Source organism: Pantoea sp. BL1, assembly GCF_000963985.1.
In the GTDB taxonomy this organism is placed as follows: domain Bacteria; phylum Pseudomonadota; class Gammaproteobacteria; order Enterobacterales; family Enterobacteriaceae; genus Pantoea; species Pantoea rwandensis_B.
The window spans coordinates 35,598-59,500 of record NZ_JZRH01000053.1; the positions used below are offsets into that span (position 1 = coordinate 35,598).

At 52.9% G+C, this 23,903-nt stretch carries 26 protein-coding genes; 18 read left to right on the top strand and 8 right to left on the bottom strand.

Features of this window, described 5'->3' with window-relative positions:
• Positions 1-32: 32 nt before the first annotated feature.
• Positions 33-1,244, bottom strand: coding sequence for a diguanylate phosphodiesterase (locus VH86_RS21425; RefSeq protein WP_045834043.1), 1,212 nt, complete (start codon positions 1,242-1,244; stop codon positions 33-35).
• A 247-nt stretch (positions 1,245-1,491) separates the two neighbouring features.
• Between VH86_RS21425 and VH86_RS21430 the strand changes: the two genes are divergently transcribed.
• A complete protein-coding gene (locus VH86_RS21430; protein ID WP_038646357.1) occupies positions 1,492-1,740 on the top strand; it encodes a hypothetical protein in 249 nt (82 codons plus the stop codon).
• A 57-nt stretch (positions 1,741-1,797) separates the two neighbouring features.
• On the opposite strand, the gene VH86_RS21435 is transcribed toward VH86_RS21430, so the two are convergent.
• A complete protein-coding gene (locus VH86_RS21435) occupies positions 1,798-2,445 on the bottom strand; it encodes a S24 family peptidase (protein WP_052696636.1) in 648 nt (215 codons plus the stop codon).
• 142 nt (positions 2,446-2,587) lie between these two features.
• Between VH86_RS21435 and VH86_RS21440 the strand changes: the two genes are divergently transcribed.
• From VH86_RS21440 to VH86_RS21455, 4 genes are all read left to right on the top strand, one after another.
• Complete coding sequence (locus VH86_RS21440) at positions 2,588-2,977, top strand: hypothetical protein (protein ID WP_034824400.1); 390 nt, start codon at positions 2,588-2,590, stop codon at positions 2,975-2,977.
• The gene (locus VH86_RS21445; protein ID WP_045834044.1) at positions 2,958-3,287 is read left to right on the top strand and encodes a hypothetical protein; all 330 of its coding nucleotides are present in this window, start codon (positions 2,958-2,960) and stop codon (positions 3,285-3,287) included. The genes VH86_RS21440 and VH86_RS21445 overlap by 20 nt, the downstream gene beginning before the upstream one ends.
• 82 nt (positions 3,288-3,369) lie before the next feature.
• Entirely contained in the window at positions 3,370-4,044 is a 675-nt protein-coding gene (locus VH86_RS21450; RefSeq protein ID WP_156150608.1) for a hypothetical protein, read from the top strand.
• A 127-nt stretch (positions 4,045-4,171) separates the two neighbouring features.
• A complete protein-coding gene (locus tag VH86_RS21455; protein ID WP_038646362.1) occupies positions 4,172-4,438 on the top strand; it encodes a hypothetical protein in 267 nt (88 codons plus the stop codon).
• Positions 4,439-4,457: 19 nt separating this feature from the next.
• Here VH86_RS21455 and VH86_RS21460 read toward each other — a convergent pair whose 3' ends face one another.
• Positions 4,458-4,697, bottom strand: a complete 240-nt coding sequence (locus tag VH86_RS21460) for a DinI-like family protein (RefSeq protein WP_038646364.1) — start codon at positions 4,695-4,697, stop codon at positions 4,458-4,460.
• Between the two features lie 168 nt (positions 4,698-4,865).
• On the opposite strand from VH86_RS21460, the gene iraP reads away from it, so the two are divergent.
• Positions 4,866-5,159 (top strand): anti-adapter protein IraP, encoded by a 294-nt coding sequence (gene iraP, locus VH86_RS21465; protein WP_045834046.1) that lies wholly within the window; start codon positions 4,866-4,868, stop codon positions 5,157-5,159.
• Positions 5,160-5,355: 196 nt separating this feature from the next.
• Here the strand turns inward: iraP and VH86_RS21470 are convergent, their stop codons facing one another.
• Positions 5,356-5,679, bottom strand: coding sequence for a DUF6388 family protein (locus VH86_RS21470; RefSeq protein WP_034824381.1), 324 nt, complete (start codon positions 5,677-5,679; stop codon positions 5,356-5,358).
• Positions 5,680-5,827: 148 nt separating this feature from the next.
• Between VH86_RS21470 and yedD the strand changes: the two genes are divergently transcribed.
• Positions 5,828-6,295, top strand: a complete 468-nt coding sequence (yedD, locus tag VH86_RS21475) for a lipoprotein YedD (RefSeq protein WP_045834047.1) — start codon at positions 5,828-5,830, stop codon at positions 6,293-6,295.
• A 71-nt stretch (positions 6,296-6,366) separates the two neighbouring features.
• On the opposite strand, the gene fliT is transcribed toward yedD, so the two are convergent.
• Genes fliT through fliD form a run of 3 tightly spaced genes read right to left on the bottom strand, consistent with a single transcriptional unit; the run spans position 6,367 to position 8,567 of the window.
• Complete coding sequence (gene fliT / locus VH86_RS21480; protein WP_038646372.1) at positions 6,367-6,720, bottom strand: flagella biosynthesis regulatory protein FliT; 354 nt, start codon at positions 6,718-6,720, stop codon at positions 6,367-6,369.
• Entirely contained in the window at positions 6,720-7,127 is a 408-nt protein-coding gene (gene fliS, locus VH86_RS21485) for a flagellar export chaperone FliS (protein ID WP_034824372.1), read from the bottom strand. The genes fliT and fliS overlap by 1 nt, the downstream gene beginning before the upstream one ends.
• 12 nt (positions 7,128-7,139) lie before the next feature.
• A complete protein-coding gene (fliD, locus tag VH86_RS21490) occupies positions 7,140-8,567 on the bottom strand; it encodes a flagellar filament capping protein FliD (RefSeq protein ID WP_045815121.1) in 1,428 nt (475 codons plus the stop codon).
• A gap of 335 nt (positions 8,568-8,902) precedes the next feature.
• On the opposite strand from fliD, the gene VH86_RS21495 reads away from it, so the two are divergent.
• The 11 genes from VH86_RS21495 to VH86_RS21545 all read left to right on the top strand — a co-directional run bounded on the left by VH86_RS21495 (position 8,903) and on the right by VH86_RS21545 (position 19,640).
• Positions 8,903-10,186, top strand: a complete 1,284-nt coding sequence (locus VH86_RS21495; RefSeq protein WP_045834048.1) for a FliC/FljB family flagellin — start codon at positions 8,903-8,905, stop codon at positions 10,184-10,186.
• Between the two features lie 114 nt (positions 10,187-10,300).
• Entirely contained in the window at positions 10,301-10,669 is a 369-nt protein-coding gene (locus VH86_RS21500) for a cell envelope integrity TolA C-terminal domain-containing protein (RefSeq protein WP_052696637.1), read from the top strand.
• A 287-nt stretch (positions 10,670-10,956) separates the two neighbouring features.
• Positions 10,957-11,925: an HNH endonuclease signature motif containing protein gene (locus VH86_RS21505; RefSeq protein WP_045834049.1), complete on the top strand. Its 969-nt coding sequence runs from the start codon at positions 10,957-10,959 to the stop codon at positions 11,923-11,925.
• A 143-nt stretch (positions 11,926-12,068) separates the two neighbouring features.
• Positions 12,069-12,791 carry an RNA polymerase sigma factor FliA gene (locus tag VH86_RS21510; protein WP_045815118.1) on the top strand — a complete coding sequence of 241 codons (723 nt, stop codon included), beginning with the start codon at positions 12,069-12,071 and terminating at the stop codon, positions 12,789-12,791.
• A gap of 49 nt (positions 12,792-12,840) precedes the next feature.
• The gene (fliZ, locus tag VH86_RS21515; protein WP_034824353.1) at positions 12,841-13,344 is read left to right on the top strand and encodes a flagella biosynthesis regulatory protein FliZ; all 504 of its coding nucleotides are present in this window, start codon (positions 12,841-12,843) and stop codon (positions 13,342-13,344) included.
• A gap of 131 nt (positions 13,345-13,475) precedes the next feature.
• Positions 13,476-14,462, top strand: a complete 987-nt coding sequence (locus VH86_RS21520) for a D-cysteine desulfhydrase (RefSeq protein ID WP_045834058.1) — start codon at positions 13,476-13,478, stop codon at positions 14,460-14,462.
• A gap of 143 nt (positions 14,463-14,605) precedes the next feature.
• A complete protein-coding gene (tcyJ, locus tag VH86_RS21525; RefSeq protein ID WP_034824352.1) occupies positions 14,606-15,406 on the top strand; it encodes a cystine ABC transporter substrate-binding protein in 801 nt (266 codons plus the stop codon).
• Positions 15,406-16,074: a cystine ABC transporter permease gene (gene tcyL, locus VH86_RS21530; RefSeq protein ID WP_045815117.1), complete on the top strand. Its 669-nt coding sequence runs from the start codon at positions 15,406-15,408 to the stop codon at positions 16,072-16,074. Before tcyJ ends, tcyL begins: the two co-directional genes overlap by 1 nt.
• Positions 16,071-16,823: an L-cystine ABC transporter ATP-binding protein TcyN gene (gene tcyN / locus VH86_RS21535; RefSeq protein WP_038646388.1), complete on the top strand. Its 753-nt coding sequence runs from the start codon at positions 16,071-16,073 to the stop codon at positions 16,821-16,823. The genes tcyL and tcyN overlap by 4 nt, the downstream gene beginning before the upstream one ends.
• Positions 16,824-17,059: 236 nt before the next feature.
• Entirely contained in the window at positions 17,060-18,148 is a 1,089-nt protein-coding gene (locus VH86_RS21540; protein WP_045834050.1) for an acyltransferase family protein, read from the top strand.
• A 409-nt stretch (positions 18,149-18,557) separates the two neighbouring features.
• Positions 18,558-19,640, top strand: a complete 1,083-nt coding sequence (locus VH86_RS21545; RefSeq protein ID WP_034824341.1) for an acyltransferase family protein — start codon at positions 18,558-18,560, stop codon at positions 19,638-19,640.
• Positions 19,641-19,729: 89 nt separating this feature from the next.
• On the opposite strand, the gene putA is transcribed toward VH86_RS21545, so the two are convergent.
• On the bottom strand, positions 19,730-23,674 hold the full coding sequence (gene putA, locus VH86_RS21550) for a trifunctional transcriptional regulator/proline dehydrogenase/L-glutamate gamma-semialdehyde dehydrogenase (RefSeq protein WP_045834059.1): 3,945 nt from the start codon (positions 23,672-23,674) through the stop codon (positions 19,730-19,732).
• Between the last annotated feature and the right edge of the window lie 229 nt (positions 23,675-23,903).

The following is a 23,903-nucleotide window of genomic DNA, read 5'->3' on the forward strand; positions in this document are numbered from 1 at the left end:
ATGGGCGGTTTTTTGTATTTTTGGGTCTTGAGCTAATTGATCTCTGGCCAGGCGACGGCCGGGAAACCATTTAACAGCGGACGGGCGAACAAATATCCCTGGAACTGGCTAATGCCCGCGGCTTCCAGCCACATCCACTCTTCGGCTTTCTCCACGCCCTCGGCGATGACCGCAATTTCCAGCGAGTTACAGCACTTAATGATGGCATGCAAAATGGCCTGTTTAGGACCGCTTTTGTGCACATCGCTAATCAACTCACGATCAATCTTAATTTTGTCTGGCTGGAATCGCGATAACAGTGATAGGCCAGCAAAGCCTGCACCGAAATCATCCAATGCCAGACTGATACCCGCCGATTTCAGTTTACGCACCTGTGCCGCAAACTCATCGGTGCGCGAGATGATCTCATTTTCAGTGACTTCAACAATCACCTGCTCGGGTACCAAACCATTGGCTTCAATCTGCGTCAGCAGAAACTCCACCGCATCAGGAACCGTGACCAGTGACATTGGCAGCAGGTTAATGGAAATACTGTGTTCGCCAATACCTAACTTTTTCGCCAGTTCAAATGCCAGCTTTTTAGACTGAATATCCGCATGATAAACAGCTTCGCCACCGAAGGCAGAAAAGTATTCGCCGGGTGAACCGCCATTCGGGGTGCGGATTAACGCCTCATATGACGCCACGCGGCGTGCAAACGGATCGATAATCGGCTGAAAGGCAAAGTGGCACTCTTTCAGTGAGTCAATGACTTCATCCTGAAGGGTACGAGAGGGCTCATCCGCAATGAATTCCCAGGTGCTGGCGGCGGGGATTTCAAAGTAGTTCTCTTTATCACGAGCGATTACAAAGGTGCGCAGGAATTGCAATGCGCGATCATCGTAGGTCAGCTGATAGCGCGAGGTGCCTTTGTCTAACACGGCTTGTAGCACCATGGATTTATCATGCTCGCGTAAATCAAACAGCTCCATCCCCACTTTGCCGAATCGGCGAGCGGGAGCAAAGTCATGCATTAACTCCACCAGATTGTGGTGGCGGGCGTCCTGGCAGATGCGATCATAAATACCCTGTACGGCTTCGCGTGGCCCTTCAAGTAGCTGGAAGAAGTGCAGTCCATCAAAAAGCAGAATGCCTGTGACATCGTGCGAGCTGTTTTTGTTATTCGCTTTTTTCACCATGTCTTCGAGTGTCTTGATAGGAACATGGTCATGGAGGTGGCTGCGATAAATGATGGTGGTAAGCATAGCGATTGTCCGGACAGCTTTTTATTGTGGGGCCTACAGTAGCAGGCTTGGGGCGGGGGCTGTCCACCAATATAGTCCCGGATCGTAGACTATTTTCCAATTAATGAGTTAACCGAAACGGCTAGCGAAACGGCGTCAAATCGAATTGTTAATTAATTGCACCGGGGGAGCATCTACGATAAATAATTTCGATTGAATGGATAAATAAAAAGCGTATCTTGGCCCTCGTTAACCAGAGGTGAGCATAATGTTACGCGACTATTTAAAGATTGATGATAGCGACCGTTTAGTTGAACAGAGCGTATTAAGACTCAACAACCGCGGTCAGGAAGATGTCACTGAATGGCATATTGTTAGCGTAGACGGCAAGCAAAAAGGCAGCGTGACGCTGTTCGATAAGCTCTGCAACCGCCGCTCATATTGCGTTAACTATCGCATTACGCAGAAGGATGTGCACGGGAGGGTTGTCGTCGATCATCTGACCGACGTTTTGTAATAATTGCCGTAGTTTTGCTTGTTTTGACCCGCTCATAGGCGGGTTTTTTGCATTCTGTTACCTGACGCGATAGCGGCGCATTTCCATCATAGTTCCGATTAATTCAATCTTTTTCTCAGACGATGTCTGCACAGGAAAATCCTCATTCAACGGTCGTAACGAGAAAATTTGTTCGTCGTGCTGTTCAGTCATCAGGCGATAAATACGTACCAGAACCTCGCCATTGATGTGCGCCAGCACCACATCACCCGGTTGCGGCGCAACAGCTGGGTCGAAAATCAGCGTATCGCCGGGTCGGTAGTCAGGTTGCATCGCGGCATCATCCAGAGTGATCGCCAACGCCGATTCACTTAGTTTGCTGTCGCTATAGAGAAAGCGGGTTGCCTGCTGCCGAATCAATAAGCGCTGCTCCTGCATCCATGCTGCCGCTTGTGTCAGGGTGATCAACGGCAGGGCGCTGACGTCACTGACTGTCGACGGGGTGGTAAACACCTCGCCCTCACCATCAATAATCCATGCGGCGGTACATTGCAGCAGTTCTGCCAGCCTTAACAGATTCTCGCCACGCGGGAGGGTCTCATCCTTTTCCCATTGTGAAACAGCAACGTGTGACACGCCAATGCCGATTGCCACTCCTTGCTGTGTAAGCTTCAGGATTTTACGACGGCTGCGGATGCGCTCACCCACAGATTCTTTTTTCATCATCTTGACAACTCCTCTGTGCTTTACTTAAGTATACTTAAATTCATTAATTAAAGTAAACTTAAATTCTAATGTTGGCCGCATCACTGGCAAGGGCGGGCAACATGTTCCTCAGGTGGATCCCTTGCCAGTAGAGAGGTGAGGCATGGAAAGTAGTTTGGTGACCAGCGTCGGTGCGCTGCTTCTCGGTGGCGGTGCGGCAGCTGTGTTCTGGAAACCCTTAATGGCAGGCATCGCGGCCATCGTCACCAGCAATCGCGCCGGCGGCGAGATCATCACCAGCTACAAAGAACAGGTGATGCTTCTCAAAGAGAGCCATGCGCTGATGCGCCAGGAGAATGATGACCTGCGTATTCGCCACGACAAAAACCTGCGGCGCATCTCTTCGCTGGAGACCGATCTACGGCTGATAAAGAACGCGTTGGGCATTCTTTTAGCCACCACGGAATCTGATCATAGCGATAAATTCCGCAGTCAGATCAATCAACTGATCACCACCTTAGAGGAGAGTCGCGATGGTGCAGATAAACAGTGAGTTTTCAGTGCGAGGCCACCGGCGCCAGCTACTGCTAGGCGGCCTGCTACTGATGCTGTCGCTGCTGTGTGTGGCGATGACAATTATGTTCGTGTTCGTGAATAACAGCGCCAATCGCCGGGTGGAAGACATTCGCCAGCAGTATCGTGCGATTTCGGACCGGAGGGAGGCGCGGGTGGCCGAACTGACCAGCCAATTAGTCGCGCTGCAGAAAAAACTCGATGGCTTGCCGGACCGCACTGCGAACAAAACGGCGGACAAAGTGAAGCAGGTTGTGGGGGAGGACGCGCCGCCCGAATCGACGCATTAAGGAGGCCATGATGAGTATTACCGAGCGGATTGCAGTTGGCTTCGGCCGATTGCGGTCTTTATTAAGCAAGAAGGAGAAAATTATGAGCGACCAAACTGTAATCGAAAATAGTGCATCAGCGGATGCCAGCACGCTATCACCGTTAGAGAGTTTTGCTAATGAGGTGGCGGGGAAGGCGGAGAGCAGTGCATCAGCGGCAGATGGCTTAACTTCAGCCGTGAGTAACGCGCCAGGGCAGGACGCCATAGCACCAGTGTTAAGCAGCGTGCCTGCAACGGATGCTTCAACGACAAACGTGGATAGTGAACCAGCACAGGACGTCTCAACAGCAGCCGTGAGTAGCGTGCCAGCGTCGGATGCTTCAACGCCCGCGGTGAATAGTGTTCCAGCAGCTGACGCCACACTTCCCGCTGAAGACAGTGCAGCTGTCCCAGACACCTCAACGCCAGCAGTGAATGCTGGCAGCGAGGCACAACCTGCAGCGGCCGTAGCGGATGCAACGGATCTCACTCAGCAGTTGACCACGCCGGATCCGCTAGCAAACGGTTCTGCCAGCGCCGGGCCTTCATCGGCTTCTACCGTCGGCAATCTGGCTGAGCAGCCTGTAGCAGGAATCATTACGTATGCGGTTAGTCAGGATATCAGCGCTAGCGTGAAGGACTTCACTCAGGCATTCAACTTTGTCGAAAGTGGGGTTGTGAAGTTAGGTACGGCCGCGAAGGATGAGCTGATTGCCCTCGCGCGCAAGTATCTTTAATTCTGTGGCGGCCTTCGGGTCGCCTTTTCATCTTCCGATTATTCTTAATGCGGCCTCGCTATTTTCTACTAACTTTAATCATTCAGGCGTTATTTAAACGGGTTTAATTAGCGAAAAGGAAGATAGCATGAGTGATACAGAGGCAATCAAAACCAAAACTGACTACCTGCGTGATGTCACCTCCCAGTTAAAAGAGATGCGTCACTATGCGCAGACTAATACTGAGACGCTATCCAGCCACTGGTTGGCATTTGATGCAGGCGAGTACAAAGATAAAGAGTATGCGGGACGTTTTGACACGCTGCTCAACAAGCAGGGACAGCTGTTAGATGATATTGAGCTGGCGATTCAGGATTTAGAGATCGCCATCAATCACAGCGAGCAAGAAGGCTAAGTTCCCCCGCGCTGGTGGCTTAATCGGCCACCAGCCACATCTCGGCTTCATCAAACATCTCTTCAACAATACGCGCGACGGTTGCTTTATCGTTCTTACTTAAATCGGTATCGATAGCGTTGCGTTCCATCGGCTTAACGCGCACCTCAATCTCTGGAAAGACGCGTTGCACACGTTTCTCAAGCTCCTGCAAAATCATCTCACGCGCGCCCGGCAGACCGGCAACGTTGCGTTTATCGTAAATCAACTCCACAAACATCAGGGCATTCCATTCATCAAGCGGGTGCGCCATATTACTGTAAATAAAAACAGTGGCAAGTGATGAACCGTTGCGCTGCGAAAATTTTTTGTTTTTGGTAAGCGCAGCACCACATTTGCGTTGATACTCAACAGCGTTACACAGGGAAATGGACTCATGGGGGGTAATATGCGGCAACTGGTGATCGATATTCTGCTGAAAATGGCAAAGATGGATACGGATGCAAAAGAACTGGTGGCACAGGTGGAGGCACAATCACTGCTGCTGGCGGCATTATTGATTCAGGCTAAAGAGGATAATTCGCTGACCATCACGGAAACCGTGCAGGACGCCATCGTTACCGCATCGCGTTCTGGCGAGTTGTTTCTACAGTCAGACGTGGATCTGCTATTGACGCACGTTAACCGCCTACTAGCCGTTGCGCGTTATGTCGAAGTGAAGGGAGTCGAGCGAGAAGGATAGGGGAAAAATACGACCTCTGGAGGGGAAATCCAGCAACTCCTCCAGAGGCGGCGCAATAGCACCTTCGTTCAAGGACAATCTACGACCGAAGCCGTCAGACACAAGTTATACAACTTCTGCTGACTTGTACAACTTTTTCCTTGCCGATTTGTGTGGTTGGAGGTGTGCTTGAGATATATTTTTAGGGCCGCTGCGCTTAAAGTTCGTTCTTGATGCAAAACTCTTCCCACGTCATGCCGAGCGCTTCCGCATGTGATTTCAGGTAAGTTTCAATGGCTTCAGCCGCAACCGCTTTATCAGGCTCTGCCAGTTGGATGGAAAACAGCATGCCATCCAGCTTTTTCTGGCGTAAGAATGCCGCATAAATGCGCTCAGCGTGCCACTCGCGCAGTTGACGCAGTGACAGGTTGGCCGCGCGTGCGTCGCTCTCGGTCAGTTCATCCAGCGCGGCTTGAAAATCGGCGTGCGCGGCAAAAAACATCGTGCGTGCCTGGGCGTAATACTCTTCTGGGGTTTTCATGCGAATTTCCTGCTTATCGACTTGCGCGCTAGTGTAACGTGCGCGAGCCGTATTGTCAGGCTCAGCCGGCTTTTCACCGAGATTCCTTGCGTAACTTACGCGAAAAATTATAACGTAGCCGCCATTGAGGCGAGTGTAGGGACCAGGAATGAAAAAGTGGATGGTATTGGCCGCGCTGGGCTTGAGCGGATGTGCGCAGATCAGCAATTACGATGAAGCGGTAAAAACCCCGGCACCAGTGGAATTGCAAGGTAACTGGCAAACTGTCGGACCGCAGAGCAAGTTGATTAGTGGCCAGGCGATGGGCAGCCTGATCATTGGTGCAGAAGGCGACACGCTGGACTGCCGCCAGTGGCAGCGCGTGATTGCCAAACCGGGCAAGTTAACCCGCCTGAGCGATGAGTGGGTCAACGTGACGCGGCAGGTGCGCGTCATGCCGATAACGCTGGAGAACGGTGAACTGCGTTATGACGGCTTACGCATGCGTAAGGTCGATCAACCCACCGTTGAGTGCCAGCAGGCGCTGGAACAGGTGGCGAAGCGTCCAAAGGACGCGGTGATACAGGATATTCAGCCGCAGATTATGGAGCCGGTGTCGGTTCCTGCGCAGAAGTAATACCGTAAGCAAAGCATAAAAAAAAACGGGTGAGCATTAGCTCACCCGTTTCTCATTCAGCCCGCCGCGCATTAATTCTGCGGCAGATACACATTACCTTGCTTGCCGTAAGCACTCATCACCGACTTTTGCATCGTGGATTGACCAATCAACTGCGACAGTTCGTCCATGCGCGCCTGTAGTAGACGTCTGACTTCACTCTCATTGTCCAGGATATGGCGCAGTACCGGGCGCAGTTGTTCTTGCATAGAGTTGGACGGTGGCGAGGCCTCAGTAGAGCGGGCCAACGTTTGCACCGCACTGACGTAATCCACTTCCTTAATAATCAGGTCATCCCATTCGCCGTCTGCGGCCAGGCGCAGCATTCCATGGCTGAGATCGAGTAGCTGTTGGTAAACGTTTATCAGTTGCGGTGCGTTATTCATTAAACGGCGTCCTGAAGGTGTTGAGGTTGTGCGACTTCTTTCCAGGCGTCAGCGATATTACGCAGAAGACCTTCGACTTCTTCGATGGCTTCTACATCATTACGCAGGTTTGCCTGCAGCAGACGGCGGACCATGTAGGCGTAGAGCCCCACCAGATTATCGGTGAGCTCATCGCCGCTCCCTTCCACCAGACCCTGCTTAAGTCCGTTTTCGATGATGTTGATCGCTTTCGACAGCGATGAACCTTTGCCTTCAATATTGCCATCCTGCAAAAACAGGCGGGCACGTACCAGCGCGCTGAGCGCGCCGTCAAACAGCATGGAGACCAGCTGCTGCTGGTTGGCGCTCATGACAGCGCTCTCCACACCAATTTTTGCATAGGCTTTAGTGCCATTTGCGCTGTACATGATCACTCCTTATTACGATGAGCTGCTGGAGCTAGAGCTGCTTGATGACTCGAACTGTTGTGTCAGATAGCTACTGGTTTGGTTCAGCGAGCTCATCAAAACGTCGAGCTGAGTAAATTGCGTTTTGTAGCGCGCCACCATGTTATCAATGCGAGTGCTCATTTCGTTGTATTGGTCGGTCAGTTGGTTCAGCGTCTTGCTAACGCCATCAGTAGCTGCTTGCACAATACCGGTACTTGACAGCCAACCTGTCAGATTGGTTGCGATAGTGGTGGTGATACCGGTGGTTTTACCGTCACCGACAATCATCTCTTTCACGCCATCCGCATCGCTGCTTAGTGCGGTTTCTAACTTGTCTGAATCCAGTTCCAGTGAACCGGTGGTCGGGTCAGTGGTGATACCAATCTGCGCCAGGGTTTTATAGGTGGAAGAGCTTTGCGCATTAGTCAGCATGCTTTTCAGCTGAGTCTGGATGGTACGCAGCGTGCTGTCGCCAACTAAAGCACCGTTGCTGGAATCCTGAGAGTCAGCACCGACATCCACCGCGGTGTATTTGGTCAGGGTATTGAACTGATCCAACAGGGTGTTGTAGGCATCGGTCCAGGTCTTGATGGCACTTTCAGCTTTCGACGTGTCTTTGGTGATGGTCAGCGTCTGGTTACCGCTGGTGGTGTCATTGAGATTGAGAGTGATGCCTTCCAGCGCATCGCTGATGGTGTTACTGCTGTTCTCAATCTCAACGTTATTCACTGTCAGCTTGGCATTTTGCGCGGTGACGCTTTCAGTCATCGCGTTGCTGCTGGCGGTTGAGTCATAACCCACGATGCCCTGCAGGGTATCGTCACCGGTGACCTTAATTGAACTTACTGCGTTATCACTGCCAGTTTCACTTGAAGTCAGTGATAAACGGTAGCTGCCATCGCCCACTTTGATAATGGTGGCTGAGACGCCCGCATCAGCGCTGTTGATCGCATCGCGCATACCAGTCAGCGAGGTTTGATCGCTGGTCAGGGTGATGTCTTTACTGGTGCCATCCTTCAGCGTGATGCTCAAGGTGCGGCTGCTGGCAGAACTGTCACCCAATGCGGTGGTGTTGCTGGTTTGTACCGCTGAAGTCAGGGTCTGTGCCTGTGCCAGCTGCGAAACGCTAATAGTGTACTTACCGGCAACGACAGTGCCAGATGTTGTGGCACTGAAAGCGCTTGAGCTGCTAGAGGCAGACGTAGCTGAGAATAAATCGGCACTGTTTAACGCGGTATTGGCTGTCTGGAACGTGGACAGAGAGCTTTTCAGCGTCGCGTACGCACTCAGCTTAGCGGTATACGCCGTTTGCTGAGTGGAGATAGGGGTTAAAGACGCTTTCTCAGCTGTGGTCAGGTTATCCAGAATAGTACTTAAGTCGAGTCCTGAACCGATACCGAGGGTAGAGATACTAGCCATGTTGTTTCCTTTTATACCGACACGGAGAGTGAATACCGGGGTTATCGGCTCTTAATAGGCAAAGTTTAAAATTATTTACCTACGAGTGATAAAGCGAATAAGGCATATAGAGAAGGGTAATTCCAACGCTAGAAAAGTATTGGGTTTGCACTAAAGATGTGCGAGGTGAGGGCGATAAAGATAAGCGTGACAGGTTGAAGAGAAAAAATTTCGCCTGGTACTAAAAAATCTCTAAAGGTTGTTTAAGCACAGACGATAACAACTTTGACGGCGCTGAAGCCGGCGGGTTGAAGCCCAAACCATAACCAAAGACTTGATTAATAGGAACTTAAACCATGGCTCAAGTAATTAACACCAACAGCCTCTCGCTGATCACCCAGAACAACATCAACAAGAACCAGTCTGCTCTGTCTACTTCTATCGAGCGTCTGTCTTCTGGTCTTCGTATCAACAGCGCTAAAGATGACGCTGCTGGTCAGGCAATTGCCAACCGCTTCACCTCTAACATCAATGGCCTGACTCAGGCTGCTCGTAACGCCAACGACGGTATCTCTGCTGCGCAGACGACTGAAGGCGCACTGTCAGAAATCAACAACAACTTACAGCGTGTTCGTGAACTGACTGTACAGGCACAGAACGGCACCAACTCTGATTCTGACCTGTCTTCAATCCAGGACGAAATCAAATCCCGTCTGGACGAAATTGACCGTGTATCTGGTCAGACTCAGTTTAACGGCGTGAACGTATTGGCTAAAGACGGCAAAATGTCTATCCAGGTTGGCGCTAACGATGGCCAGACCATAGATATTAACCTGCAGAAGATTGACTCTTCTACTCTGGGTCTGAGCGGTTTCGGTGTTTCTTCAAACGCACTGAAAACCAGCGATGCTATTACTCAGGTTGGTGCGAGTGGCTCACTGAAGAATGTTGATTTGTCATCAGTTGCTACAGCTTTAAAAGTTGACGCAAGCACTCTTTCTCTGAAAAACGTTCAAACCTCTGCTGGTGCAGCAACGGGTACTTACGTTGTTTCATCTGGTAGCGACAACTATGCAGTATCTGTTGACGATGCAACTGGTGCCGTGTCACTGAACACCACTGACGTTTCATACACTGACTCTGCGAACGGTGTGACTGCTGGTACTATGTCAGGTCAGTTCGTGAAAGTAGGTGCTGACTCAACTGGCGCTGCACAGGGTTACGTAACTGTTCAGGGTAAAGACTACAACACTGCAGCGGCTGCAATTGTTGATGGTGGCGCAGGTGGTACAACTGCTGTGGCTAGCAACATCGGTGATATTGCTGATAGTGCAAACGCCAACGCACATACTGGTTCAGCCACTGCTGATCCACTGGCTTTGCTGGACAAAGCTATCGCTAAAGTTGATACGTTCCGTTCAAGCCTGGGTGCGGTACAGAACCGTCTGGATTCAGCGGTAACTAACCTGAACAACACCACTACCAACCTGTCTGAAGCACAGTCTCGTATTCAGGACGCTGACTACGCTACTGAAGTTTCAAACATGTCTAAAGCACAGATCATCCAGCAGGCGGGTAACTCAGTGTTGGCTAAAGCTAACCAGGTTCCACAGCAGGTTCTGTCTCTGCTGCAGGGCTAATCGCTACTTAAGCTCCTTGCTTATCAAACCCCGCTTCGGCGGGGTTTTTTTATACCTGCATATCATGAACATTCAGATATAATCATTGCTCTCACTTTTCACAGGACGTGAACCATGCGTAAACGATTTGCCCTTTTAACGCTTCTCCTGGTCTCTGGCTGCGCGCCCATAAAACACCCTCGCACACACACGCAAAATCCACCTGCACCAGCCGTCACCGATCTCAAAAGCTATTATGACGCCGTCCATTTTGCTATCCAGACGCAGTTTTTTGACGCCGACCACTACATTGGCAAATCCTGCAATTTACGTATTGATCTTGATGCAAAAGGTCAGGTAAGCGATATGCATGGACTGAGCGGTGATTTATCTCTTTGTACCGAAGCGATGTACGCGATAAAGCATGCTGAGTTGCCCGTTCCGCCTTCTGCAGAGGTGCATGAGAAGACCAAAAGTATGGTGATAGTATTTGCGCCTCAGTAAGGATGTGCGATGAATCGCACCGCTACGATTAAAGCGGTCATTAATTTTTTACGACACCCAAGCGTAGCGGCGCAATTTATCGCGCAACCCTTTCACCCACCTAACGACTTCAGGTGTTTCCTTCTGCCCTAAACCAAATTCTTTTACACCAGCCACCACGATTTCCCCCAGCACCCTATAACCCCAAAAAAGTAACCAACCTGTTACAGTCTGGTGCTGAAATGCCGATAACTACCCCAGAATCATTCCCATTTTTTGCACGTCTTTATTCTGTTTCTGGGGTGTCTATGCGCTTCAATTATGACTTGTTACCGGGTGAGCTACTGACCTTCGAAGAGATCGCGTTGCGCTATGCGCAGCAGCATCCTGATGAGAAAGAACTCACCGCACGCGGGTTGCTGAGCCCGTCGACCAGCTTTCGCAATTTGGTGATCCGCGCGGTGTTCGCGCAGGAGGAGATTAACAGTCCGTTAGAGGATCTGTTGTTCGTCTCTGACGATAACGAGCGCAAAAACTATCTGCGCCGTTTTGAGCACTATCTCAAAAGCCAGCAGGCTTTCCTTTATTTCCGCCGTAACGATGAAATAAAGAAGGAAGGGCGCTGGAAGGTGGTGGGTGAAACCCAGGTTTACGCCATGCTGGATCCGAATTCGGCAGAAGCGCAGAACCTGCTCACCAGTCGGGGCTTCAAACTGGTGTTGATGCGACAGACGGAAGAGGAGGAGTACTGGCAGCTGTTCGATCCCCATGCGCACCCTTGCTTCCCACTGTCGCGCAAAATTCAGTTTCTGGTGGTGCTGAGTACGCCGCAGCATAAAGTGCCGACAGCAGTGATGCCAGGCACAGAAGTCGGGCGGCGCGTAAAGGCGAAAGTGTTCCAGCGAGCCAGCCAGGCAGAGTTTAATTCAGCCGTTAAAGCGCGCTATGGCGCCTGTATCATTACCGGCACGCAGCTTACGGAACGTCACAGCTGGCCGTGGGTGGAGGCCTGCTATATCGATACCCAGGAAAATGAAGAAGGTTTTCTTGCCGATAACAGCGTCGATAACGGCTTGTTCCTGCGCAGTGACTTACAGCGCTTGTTTATCAATAAAATGATAAGTATCGACGCGGAATCCGGGCAGGTGATGTTTAATCCGCTGCTGGAAACTGAAGCGCCGATTAGCGATTTTTATCAGGCACTTGATGGCAAAACCTGTGCACTTTGGGACGCGGTGCCGCCTGGCACGCGGCAACGGCTGCGCAATCTACGCTAGCGGCTTCGCCTATGGCGGTGCATTCCACCGCCATCCATAACAAATTTGAAATAACCTCGCTTTTGCCCGCCTATTCTGCCAATCGAAACCCCTACAGAATTGGATAATCATGCCGATAACTTTATTAACGCAGGGTAGTCACCGTGAACGATCTCTATACGCCCGAAGGCGTGATGGATAAACATTCGCTCTGGCAGCGCTACGTTCCTCTGGTGCGACACGAAGCGTTGCGCTTGCAGGTACGTCTGCCAGCCAGCGTTGAGCTTGACGATCTGCTGCAGGCCGGTGGCATTGGTTTATTAAATGCCGTGGAGCGCTACGACGCGCTGCAAGGCACCGCCTTTACCACTTATGCCGTGCAGCGTATCCGGGGCGCAATGCTGGATGAACTGCGCAGCCGCGACTGGGCACCTCGCAGCGTGCGTCGAAATGCGCGCGAAGTGGCCGGTGCGATGCATCAGGTAGAACAAGCGTTGGGGCGCTCGGCTACTGAGCAGGAAGTGGCTGAACAGTTGAATGTTTCGCTGGAAGAGTATCGGCAGATTCTGCTCGATACCAATAACAGCCAACTCTTCTCCTACGACGAGTATCGGGAAGAACACGGTGACAGCGCGGAGCTGGTGACGGATGGGCATGAAGAAGCCAACCCGCTTCATCAGTTAATGGAAGGAAGCCTGCGTGATCGCGTGATTGAAGCCATCGAGGCATTGCCCGATCGTGAAAAATTAGTGCTCACACTGTACTACCAGGAAGAACTGAACCTGAAAGAGATTGGCGCAGTGCTGGAAGTGGGGGAATCCCGCGTCAGTCAACTGCACAGTCAGGCGATTAAACGCCTGCGTGCCCGGTTAGCGGGGGCGCGCTGACAGACTCAGTACCTGGCATCGAAAAAATAAAAATACCGGGGACTCAGCAATGGGAGCCAAAGCCAAAGCCAGACCTTTAAGTCGTTATCTTAAAGACTATAAACACAGCCAAAGCAACTGTTCACATTGTGGCAAAGTTTTAGATCGTATGGCGTTAGTGTTTCGTGGACAGATCATCAATAAAGAGGCCATCGCGCGGATGGACCAGATGATTGATGACCAGGTATGGATGAAACTCCAGCCGGAACTGACCGCGTTATGTCGTTTCTGCAGCGATATTTTTTGTAATACCCATCCTAATTACTTCGACATTATGGCGTTCAAACAGTATCTGTTTGAGCAGACCGAGATGAGTCACAGCACCATTCGCGAGTATGTGGTGCGGCTGCGTCGTCTTGATGACATGCTGAAAGCGAAAAATTTCCCGGCCGACAGATTACGGGGCAACAGCTGGCATGAATGTCTGGAAAACGATTTGCCGGATGCGGGTAACAACAATTACCGCATCGCACTGCGTAAATATGACCAGTTTTTAGGCTGGCAGCAGGGCTGATTGTGATCCTGCCCTTGTTGTTGCTGAGCATAGCAGCAACAGGGGCCGCACTCGCAGAATTCCGGGTGCGACTTTTCTCATCTTCTGCAACACTGTATGGATAATTGCACATTGCCCGAATGGAGGCTGCATTGTCTTTACATCTCTTGCACCAGTTCCCACGTCTTGAATTACTCGGTGCACCTACGCCGCTTGAGCATCTGCCACGGCTTTCTGATTATCTCGGTCGCGATATCTTTATCAAGCGCGATGACTTCACGCCTGTGGCGATGGGCGGCAACAAACTGCGCAAGCTCGAATTTCTGGCGGCCGATGCGCTGCGCGAGGGCGCGGATGTTCTGCTGACGGCGGGCGCAATTCAATCCAACCATGTGCGCCAGACGGCGGCGGTAGCGGCGCGCCTTGGCCTCAAGTGTGTGGCGCTGATGGAAAATCCAATTGGCACCACCTCAGAAAACTACCTCACCAACGGCAATCGCCTGATGCTCGACCTGATGGACGTCGAGGTGGTGATGGTGAATGCGTTGCACAATCCCACTGAACAGCTGGCAGAACAGGCTGAACGTCTCGAAGCTCAGGGTTTCCGTCCTTATATCGTGCCGGTTGGCGGTTCCAACGCACTGGGCGCGCTCGGCTACGTGGAGTGTGCGCTGGAGATCGCGCATCAAAGCGAAGGCGTGGTGGATTTCGCCGCTGTGGTGGTAGCATCGGGCAGCGCCGGCACCCATGCAGGTTTAGCGGTGGGGCTGGAGCAGTTGCTGCCCAATACCGAGCTGGTCGGCGTGACGGTTTCACGCAAAGTTGACGCGCAGTTGCCGGTGGTAGAGCGCATCCGCAGCGCGCTGGCTGAACAACTGGAAGTGCAGACGCACGCGCCGATCACGCTTTGGGATGACTATTTCGCGCCGCGTTACGGTGAACCTAATGAGGAAGGCATGGAAGCGGTGAAACTGCTGGCGCGCCTTGAAGGCATCATGCTGGACCCGGTCTACACCGGTAAAGCGATGGCCGGATTGATTGATGGCATTGCGCAGAATCGCTTCCGTCGTGAAGGGCCGCTGCTGTTTATTCATACTGGCGGCGCGCCTGCGTTATTTGCTTATCATCCTTCGGTCTAAGGCTAAGATAAAAAAGGTTTATAATCCGGCAGCTGTTGTTCTGGCCTAAAATGGGCCTGAATGCAGCGCCAATAACGAAAAGGCGGCAAACTTCGGTTTCGCTGCCTCATAGCACACAACACATCACAATAAATGGGGTAAACATGGCTTTCTCTCCAATTCGTCGCCAACTGGTGATGGGCATGATGGCGGTCGCGCTGGTCGCGGGCGTTAACGTTAAAACGTTCGCCGCAGAAGATCTGCTGGCACAGGTGAAGAGTAAAGGTGAGCTGCGCGTGGGTCTGGAAGGCACCTATCCGCCGTTCAGTTTCCAGGATGAGAGCGGCAAGCTGACCGGTTTCGAAGTGGAATTCGCGCAAGAGCTGGCGCAACACCTTGGCGTCAAAGCGGATCTGAAACCGACCAAGTGGGACGGCATGCTGGCGGCGCTGGATTCTAAGCGTATCGACGTGGTGATCAATCAGGTAACGATTTCACCCGAGCGTAAGAAGAAGTATGACTTCTCCACGCCATACACCATCTCTGGCGTTCAGGCGCTGACGATGAAGAAAAATGCCGGCAGCATCACCAAGCCAGAGGATCTCTCTGGTAAGAAAGTCGGTGTCGGCCTTGGCTCGAACTACGAGCAGTGGCTGCGTGACAACGTCAAAGGCGTCGATATCCGTACCTATGATGATGACCCAACCAAATACCAGGATCTGCGTTCAGGCCGTGTTGATGCCATTCTGGTGGACCGCTTAGCGGCGCTGGATCTGGTGAAGAAAACCGGCGACACCATGGCGGTAGCGGGCCCGGCCTTCTCTCGTCTCGAATCCGGCGTGGCGCTGCGTAAAGGCAATGACGACCTGCTGAAAGCCATTGATGCGGCGATTGCTGATATGCAGAAAGATGGCTCGCTGAGCAAACTCTCTGAGAAATGGTTCGGCGCGGACGTCACTAAATAATGCAGGAAAGCTTACAACTGGTGCTGGATTCAGCACCATTCTTACTCAAAGGCGCGCTGTTCACGCTGCAGCTGAGTATCGGCGGGATGTTCTTCGGTCTGGTACTCGGCTTTGTGCTGGCGCTGATGCGCCTGTCACATTTCTGGCCAGTAAACTGGCTGGCGCGTATCTATGTGTCGATTTTCCGTGGCACGCCGCTGATCGCCCAGCTGTTTATGATCTACTACGGCTTGCCGCAGTTCGGTATCGAGCTGGATCCTATCCCATCAGCGATGATCGGTCTGTCACTCAATACCGCCGCTTACGCCTCTGAATCCCTGCGTGGTGCGATTGCTGCCATTGAACGTGGACAGTGGGAAGCGGCGGCCAGTATCGGCATGACGCCATGGCAAACCTTGCGCCGCGTGATCCTGCCGCAAGCAGCGCGCACTGCTTTGCCGCCGCTGGGTAACAGCTTTATCAGCCTCGTCAAAGACACCTCGCTGGCGGCCACCATTCAGGTGCCGGAGCTGTTCCGTCAGGCGCAATTGATCACCTCACGTACGCTGGAAGTGTTCACCATGTATCTGGCTGCCTCACTGATTTACTGGGTGATGGCGACCGTGCTGTCGGCATTGCAAAATCGCCTGGAAGCGCATGTGAATCGACAGGATCGGGAGGCAAAATGAGTGCGATTGAAGTACGTCAGCTGGTCAAGCAGTTCCACGGCCAGACCGTGTTGCACGGCATCGATTTGGATGTGGCACCGGGCGAAGTGGTGGCGATTATCGGACCAAGCGGTTCGGGGAAAACCACCTTGCTACGCAGTATCAATCTGCTGGAAGTGCCCGATAGCGGTCGCGTCACGGTGGGTAATATCACCATTGATGCCAGTATCGGGCTCAATAAGCAGAAAGAGCAGGTTCGCCGTTTGCGTCAGCAGGTGGGTTTCGTGTTCCAGAACTTCAATTTGTTCCCGCATCGTTCGGTGCTGGAGAACATCATTGAAGGGCCGGTGATCGTGAAGGGTGAACCGAAAGCGGAGGCCATTGCCCGCGCCCGCAGCTTACTGGAAAAGGTCGGTCTGCACGGCAAAGAGGAGAGTTTTCCGCGTCGTCTGTCCGGTGGGCAGCAGCAGCGTGTTGCCATTGCGCGTGCGCTGGCGATGCGCCCGGAAGTGATTCTGTTTGATGAGCCGACTTCGGCCCTGGACCCAGAGTTGGTGGGCGAAGTGCTGAATACCATTCGCGCGCTGGCGCAGGAAAAGCGCACCATGGTGATCGTCACGCATGAGATGAGTTTTGCGCGTGACGTGGCCGATCGAGCGATCTTTATGGATCAGGGCCGTATCGTGGAGCAGGGCGCAGCGAAAGAGCTGTTCAGCCATCCGCAGCAGGCACGCACCCGGCAATTTCTTGACAAGTTTCTTAACCAATAGTCTCAAGCGTCGTCTGGAACTGACGGCGCTTTCTTTTCTCCTGTCTGAATTCTTCCTCTCAGTTTCCTCTGAAAATTGTCTAAGAACTTTTAGTTAACCACCTGAAAAATAATATTTTATTTTCTGCAGAGTTTTACTGGCAACAGGCAGAATGATTTTTAAGACGCCCCCGATTGAGACATCTTTGTAAATATAAATAATTCTTTACAAATTCATGGCGCAATCAGGATCATAAAATGACACATGCCAGAAATGAAGTCCTCTGGATCAACACGCTAAAAGGGGCCTGCATCTTACTCGTGGTGTTGCACCACTCGATCATCACCACTTTCGCTCCCTCTCTGCATCACCTCACGGCCGGCATGGTGCCTGCGCACTGGTGGGTGACCTTCAATACCTATCTTTCTCCGCTGCGTATGCCCGCCTTTTTCTTTGTCTCGGGCCTGCTGGCGGCCAGTTCGATCGTCAAGAAGAGCTGGAAAGAGGTGTTCACCAAGAAGTTCAGCAATATCGTGTATCTCTATTTGCTATGGGGAGTGATTCAGTGGCTGAGCATTCACTATATCTCCACGCACCTCGGTGAGCGGCTATCCAGCACCAAAAACGCGGCCTATGCCGACACGCCGTTTGAGTTCCTTAAACTGCTGCTGACCTCCATGACCAGCCTGTGGTATCTGTACGCGCTGGCGGGTTTCTTCCTGTTCACCAAGCTGTTCCATCGCCAGAAAATGGCGCTGATGGCACTGGCGATTGTCGCGACCTACGCTGCGCAGTTTAGCCTGATCCCAGGTTGGGGGCCGGCCAGCGTGGCGCAAAACTATCTCTACTTCCTGCTCGGCGTATTCTTCAGTCAGTCACTGATTGAGATCAGCCAGCTTAAGCGTCAACACTGGCTATTGCTGGCGGGCATTGCGGTAATTGGCGTGGCACATCACGTGGGCGGCATCTATAAAAATCCGTTCTACAGCCTGCTGACCATCGTGTTCGGCATCGTAGCGTGCCGTTTCCTCAATGAGCGCCTGAACATGGGTTGGCTTAACTGGATTGGCCGTAACACGCTGCAGATTTATGTCCTGCACCGCATCTTCATTGAATTGCTGGGACTGAGCGCGATTGCCCTGGCGCTGCATTACGGCTGGTTTGGTCATGCGGCCTTCAGTTGGGCATGGGCGCTGCTGATGCCGATAACGGGCGTGGCGTTCTGCGTGACAATCTCCCTGGCGGTGTGGTCACTGCTGAATCGCGGTCCAGGCAGAATGTTATTCCTCTATCCACGACTGTTGCGAAAACCAGTGCCAGAGACAAAAGCGGCACCGCTGCAATAATCAAATAGGGCCAGTTTGCTGGCCCTAATTATTTCCGCTTAGCACAATATTAATATCCGCGTTTATCCATCTGCCACATTTCATAATTATCAGAATAAAATTTGATTTTAATTTGGTTTGTTTGTGGTGGATTGCTCTTAATTTCCCTGTATTAATTGCTAACCTTATTTCCCTCGCCATGCCCTTAGTGACTCTAATATGGGAAGATATTGTTAGCCTGCTTAGCATTTGATTAATGTCTGGAACTGTAAAGTATTGTTATATCAGGGCCAGTAAAAAACTTTTAGGACTTTCGCTAGAGTCATCCCCCGCCAGCTTGTTTAATAATCGTTGAATAACCAGAAATGCATCATTGTTTATTTCCTCATACTTCTCCTTAAAGACCTACACAGCAGCGGGAGTTAATCATATGAATAACGCCAGGAAAGAAGATATTGCATGGGTCAATACCCTGAAAGGGGCCTGCATATTGCTGGTGGTGTTGTACCACACCGTATTACCCGGATTTGAAGGAACGGTGAAATTATTGACGGCGGGTTGGATACCGGCAGAAATATGGGTGCAGTTTAATACCGTTTTATCTCCGCTGCGTATGCCAGCCTTTTTCTTTGTTTCGGGCTTGCTGGCAACCAACGGGATTCTTAATCGTCCGTGGAAGCAGGTATTTACCAGTCGTATTACCAATCTGTTCTATCTCTATATTTTGTGGGGCTTTATTCAGTGGTGGTCGATTGTGGGTATCTCGACAGAGATTACCGGCCAGCGTATCTCACACAACCTGAATGCCGCCTATGCGGGTTCACTGTTTGAGTTCCTGAAGCTGACGTTTATGGCGATGAGCACCTCGTGGTATCTGTACGGACTGGCACTGTATTTCCTGTGTGCGAAGATCTTCCACAAACAAAAAGTGGCGTTGCTGGTGGTCGCGGTTGCGCTTAACTATCTGGCGGTGGAGAAGATCATTCCATACTGGGGACCGCAAAGCGTGGCGCAGTACTTCCTGTTCTTCCTGCTGGGCGCGTTCTGGAGCCCGCTGATGCTGCGTATGAGCGAATGGCGTCGTGAAAATCTCGTGCCATGGGCGCTGCTGGCGGCGGTCTCAGGGATTCACATTATCTTCGGTCTGGATAAGAGCCTGTTCCTGTGCATCATCGCAGTGCTGGCGAGCGTGGCGGCCTGCCGCTGGCTCAACGCGCACTTTAAGATGACGTACTTTAACTGGATTGGCCGTAACACCCTGCAAATCTACGTGATTCATCGCATTTTCATTGAGTATTTTGGCATGTCAGCGATTCTGTTCGCTCAGCGCCATCATCTGTTTGACTATGCCTGGTTCTCCGTGTTGTGGGCGTGTTTCTATCCGGTTGCGATTGTGGGGATTTGCTCGCTGCTGTCGGTGGCGGTGTGGTCTGTCACCAATCGTGGGTTGGGGCAGTCGCTGTTTGTCTTCCCGACCTTGATTGGCATGAAGCGCAACAAGTCTGCGGCGTAAATACAAAGCGTCAAAAAACAACGCCGCAACGAATGGATAAATTCGTCGCGGCGCGTCATGGAAAAGGGCCCGTTTGGGCCCTTATCTTTTTAACCAATGGTCATCAAACTGGCGTTACCACCCGCTGCGGCGGTATTCACACTCAGTGAGCGCTCTATCAACAGACGTTCCAGCAGCAGATTGGTTTCGCCACGCGCGAAGCCCTGCACCGAAACAATCGCACCATCCCGCGCGGCAACCTGCTCGCACAGCACGCGCAATTGATCCGCGTCCCCGTGATATATCACCGCATCAAACCCGGCTGCCAGCACATCTTTCACCAGCACCACGTGTTTTTGTACGGCCGCAGGCAGAGATTTGCGCAACGCGCGATGCAACTCATCATCCTGCCACAGCGCCTGACTGCCCACGCTGGTCACTGCCGCCAGTTGCGTCAGTGCATCCTGCTCGTTATCCGCAATACAGAGGACGTGCTCGCGCGGCAGAAGCGTGAAGGTGTTACGTTCACCGGTTGGACCCGGCAGCAGTCGCACCGTACCCGCCTGCGCCAGCTCGTCATAACGCTGACAGAGTGCCAGCAGCTCAGGTTTATCCTGCGCCCAGCTCTGCAATGCCTGGTGCGCGCTCATCAGCTCAGCACGCACGGAACTGTCGACTGGACGCTCGGCATCCTGACGATCAAAGGTCTTACGCAGTGCATTGTCCGGGCGGTTTGCCAGCAGGCGATAGAGATACAAAGGACCACCGGCTTTTGGACCAGTGCCGGATAAACCTTCACCACCAAAGGGCTGCACGCCGACGACCGCGCCGACCATATTGCGGTTCACATACAGGTTACCGACCTTCGCACCTGCCGTGACCTGCGCGATGGTTTCATCGATACGCGTGTGCACACCCAGCGTCAGACCGTAACCAGAGGCGTTAATCTGATCGATCAGCTGTGGCAGGTTATTACGCGCATAACGCACCACGTGCAGCACCGGGCCAAATACTTCTTTATCCAGATCGCTGACATGATCCAGCTCGATAAGGGTTGGTTTGATAAAGGTGCCGCTGGTCCACTCTTTGCTGTCTTGCGGATTGTCCTGCGCCGCCTGATACACGGTGAAACCTTTATTGCGCATCGCCTGAATATGGCGCTCGATGTTAGCTTTGGCTTCGGCATCGATCACCGGGCCGATATCCGTTGAGAGACGTTCCGGATTACCCATACGGCATTCGGCCATCGCGCCACGCAGCATTTTCAGGGTGTGATCGGCGACATCATCTTGTACGCACAGCAGACGCAGCGCCGAGCAACGTTGTCCGGCGCTGTCGAAGGCGGAGGCAACGATATCGATCACCACCTGCTCAGTCAGCGCCGAGGAATCCACGATCATGGCGTTCATGCCGCCGGTTTCAGCAATCAGCGGCGTTGGGCGGCCTTGCGGATCGAGACGACCCGCCAGATTGCGTTGCAGCAGCGTCGCAACAGCGGTGGAACCGGTGAACATCACACCGCGTACTCGCTCGTCACCCGTTAACTGTGCACCGACAGTCTCGCCCTGGCCCGGCAGCAGTTGCAGCACGCCTGACGGCACGCCCGCATCCAGCATGATCTGTACCGCCTGCGTGGCAATCAGCGGCGTCTGCTCAGCGGGTTTTGCCAGCACGCTGTTACCGGCTGCCAGTGCTGCAGCAATCTGACCGGTGAAGATCGCCAGCGGGAAGTTCCACGGGCTGATGCACACCACCGGGCCGAGCGGACGATGGGTTTCGTTATCGAAATCATCACGCACCATACCGGCGTAGTAATAGAGGAAATCGACCGCTTCGCGCACTTCGGCAATGGCGTTGTTGTAGGTCTTACCTGCTTCACGCACCAGCAGGCCAATCAGCTGCTGCATCTGGCCTTCCATCGCTTCGGCTGCGCGCTCCAGAATCGCAGCGCGTTCTTGTGGCGGGGTGGCAAACCAGATTGGACCGGCATTCACTGCGGCATCCAGCGCTTCCGAGACTTCTGCTTCGCTGGCTTCGCGCACGCTGCCCACTACATCGGCTGGCGCAGAAGGGTTGAGTACCGGACGGCTCACGCCGTCACCCAGCTCACCCTCGACCAGCGGCTGGGCAATCCATGGCTGGCTGGCGCTATTGAGCAGGGCGCTGGAGAGTGACGCCAGACGATGTTCGTTAGCCAAATCCAGACCGGCTGAGTTGGCGCGCTTCTCACCATACAGATCGCGCGGCAGCGGGATTTTCGGATGCGGTAAACCGACTGCGCCTTCGGTCAGCGCCATCTTCTCCACCGCAGAAACCGGATCGGCAACCAGCTCATCCAGCGGCAGGGTGTTATCCGCGATGCGGTTAACAAACGAGGTGTTGGCCCCGTTTTCCAGTAAGCGACGGACCAGATAGGCGAGCAGGGTTTCATGGGTGCCGACCGGTGCGTAAATACGGCATGGACGGTTCAGTTTGCCGTCTGCCACTTTGCCGACCACCTGCTCATACAGCGGTTCGCCCATGCCGTGCAGGCACTGGAACTCGTACTGACCCGGATAGTAGTTATTGCCTGCCAGCTGATAGATCGCTGCCAGCGTGTGGGCGTTATGGGTAGCAAATTGCGGATAGATCAGATTCGGCACCGCCAGCAGTTTGCGGGCGCAAGCCAGGTAAGAGATGTCGGTGTACACCTTGCGGGTATAAACCGGATAACCTTCCAGCCCTTCAATCTGCGCGCGTTTGATTTCGCTATCCCAATACGCGCCTTTCACCAGACGGATCATCAGGCGACGGCGGCTGCGTTGGGCAAGATCGATTAGGGAGTCGATCACAAACGGGCAGCGCTTCTGGTATGCCTGAATGACAAAGCCAATCCCGTTCCAGCCGTCCAGTTCCGGCTCGAAGCACAGCTTTTCCAGCAGATCGAGCGACAGTTCCAGACGGTCTGCTTCTTCCGCATCGATATTGATACCGATGTCGTAAGAGCGCGCCAGTAAGGTCAGTGATTTGAGGATCGGATACAGCTCTTCCATCACGCGCTCATACTGCGCGCGGCTATAGCGAGGATGCAGAGCCGACAGTTTGATCGAGATGCCTGGACCTTCATAGATGCCACGACCATTGGAAGCTTTACCAATGGCATGGATCGCCTGCTGATAGGACACCAGATAAGCTTTAGCATCGCTGGCGGTCAGCGCCGCTTCACCCAGCATATCGTAGGAGTAGCGGAAGCCTTTCTCTTCCAGCTTGCGCGCATTGGCCAGTGCTTCCGCAATGGTTTCGCCGGTGACGAACTGCTCGCCCATCAGCCGCATCGCCATATCCACACCTTTGCGGATCAGCGGTTCGCCACTCTTGCCAATAATACGGTTAAGCGAACGCGACAGATTGGCTTCATTGTGGGTCGATACCAGACGCCCGGTAAACAGCAATCCCCAGGTCGCGGCATTGACGAACATCGACGGGCTGCGGCCGAGGTGCGACTGCCAGTTACCGTTGCTGATTTTGTCGCGAATCAGCGCATCGCGGGTTGGTTTGTCGGGAATACGCAGCAGCGCCTCCGCCAGACACATCAGCGCCACGCCTTCCTGTGAAGAAAGGGAGAACTCCTGCAACAGGCTTTGCACCATTCCGGCGCGCCCGGTTGCACCTTTTTGGTGCCGCAGCTTATCCGCCAGGCTGTAAGCAAGCTGATGGGTTTTCTCGGCCAGCGGGGCAGGGAGACGCGCCTGCTCCAGCAGCATCGGTACCGCATCGGTTTCCGGACGACGCCACGCAGCGGTGATGGCTGAACGCGTGACCGACTGCGGCAAAATATGTTCAGCGAAGTCGAGGAAGGGCTGGAATGACTCGTCTGGCGTGCCTTCTTCACTGGCGGCATCGGCAAGCTGTAGGGGAATTTCTGGCAAAGATTCACCGGCTTCCAGCTGCGAAAGGTAGTTAAAAATCGCCTGTTTGATCAGCCAGTGTGGCGTGCGGTCAATTTTACCTGCCGCCAGTTTAATGCGATCGCGGGTGGCTTCATCCAGCTTCACCCCCATGGTGGTGGTTCCCATGATTTCCTCGTCCTCAAAATATGATTCGACATCAGCGTGGGCTGCACTATCACCCATGTTGCAACTTTGTGCAACCATGTTAAATGTGACCTGAGTTGCACGTTTATCACCGCTTAAAATCAATCTGATGAAAAAGCGGCACAGAACTTGCTGCAAGAAGCTCGCCAAAGTTGCAACTCCGGTCAACGAGAGCACTCTCATGTTGAATAAGGTGCAACTTAAAGTGTGA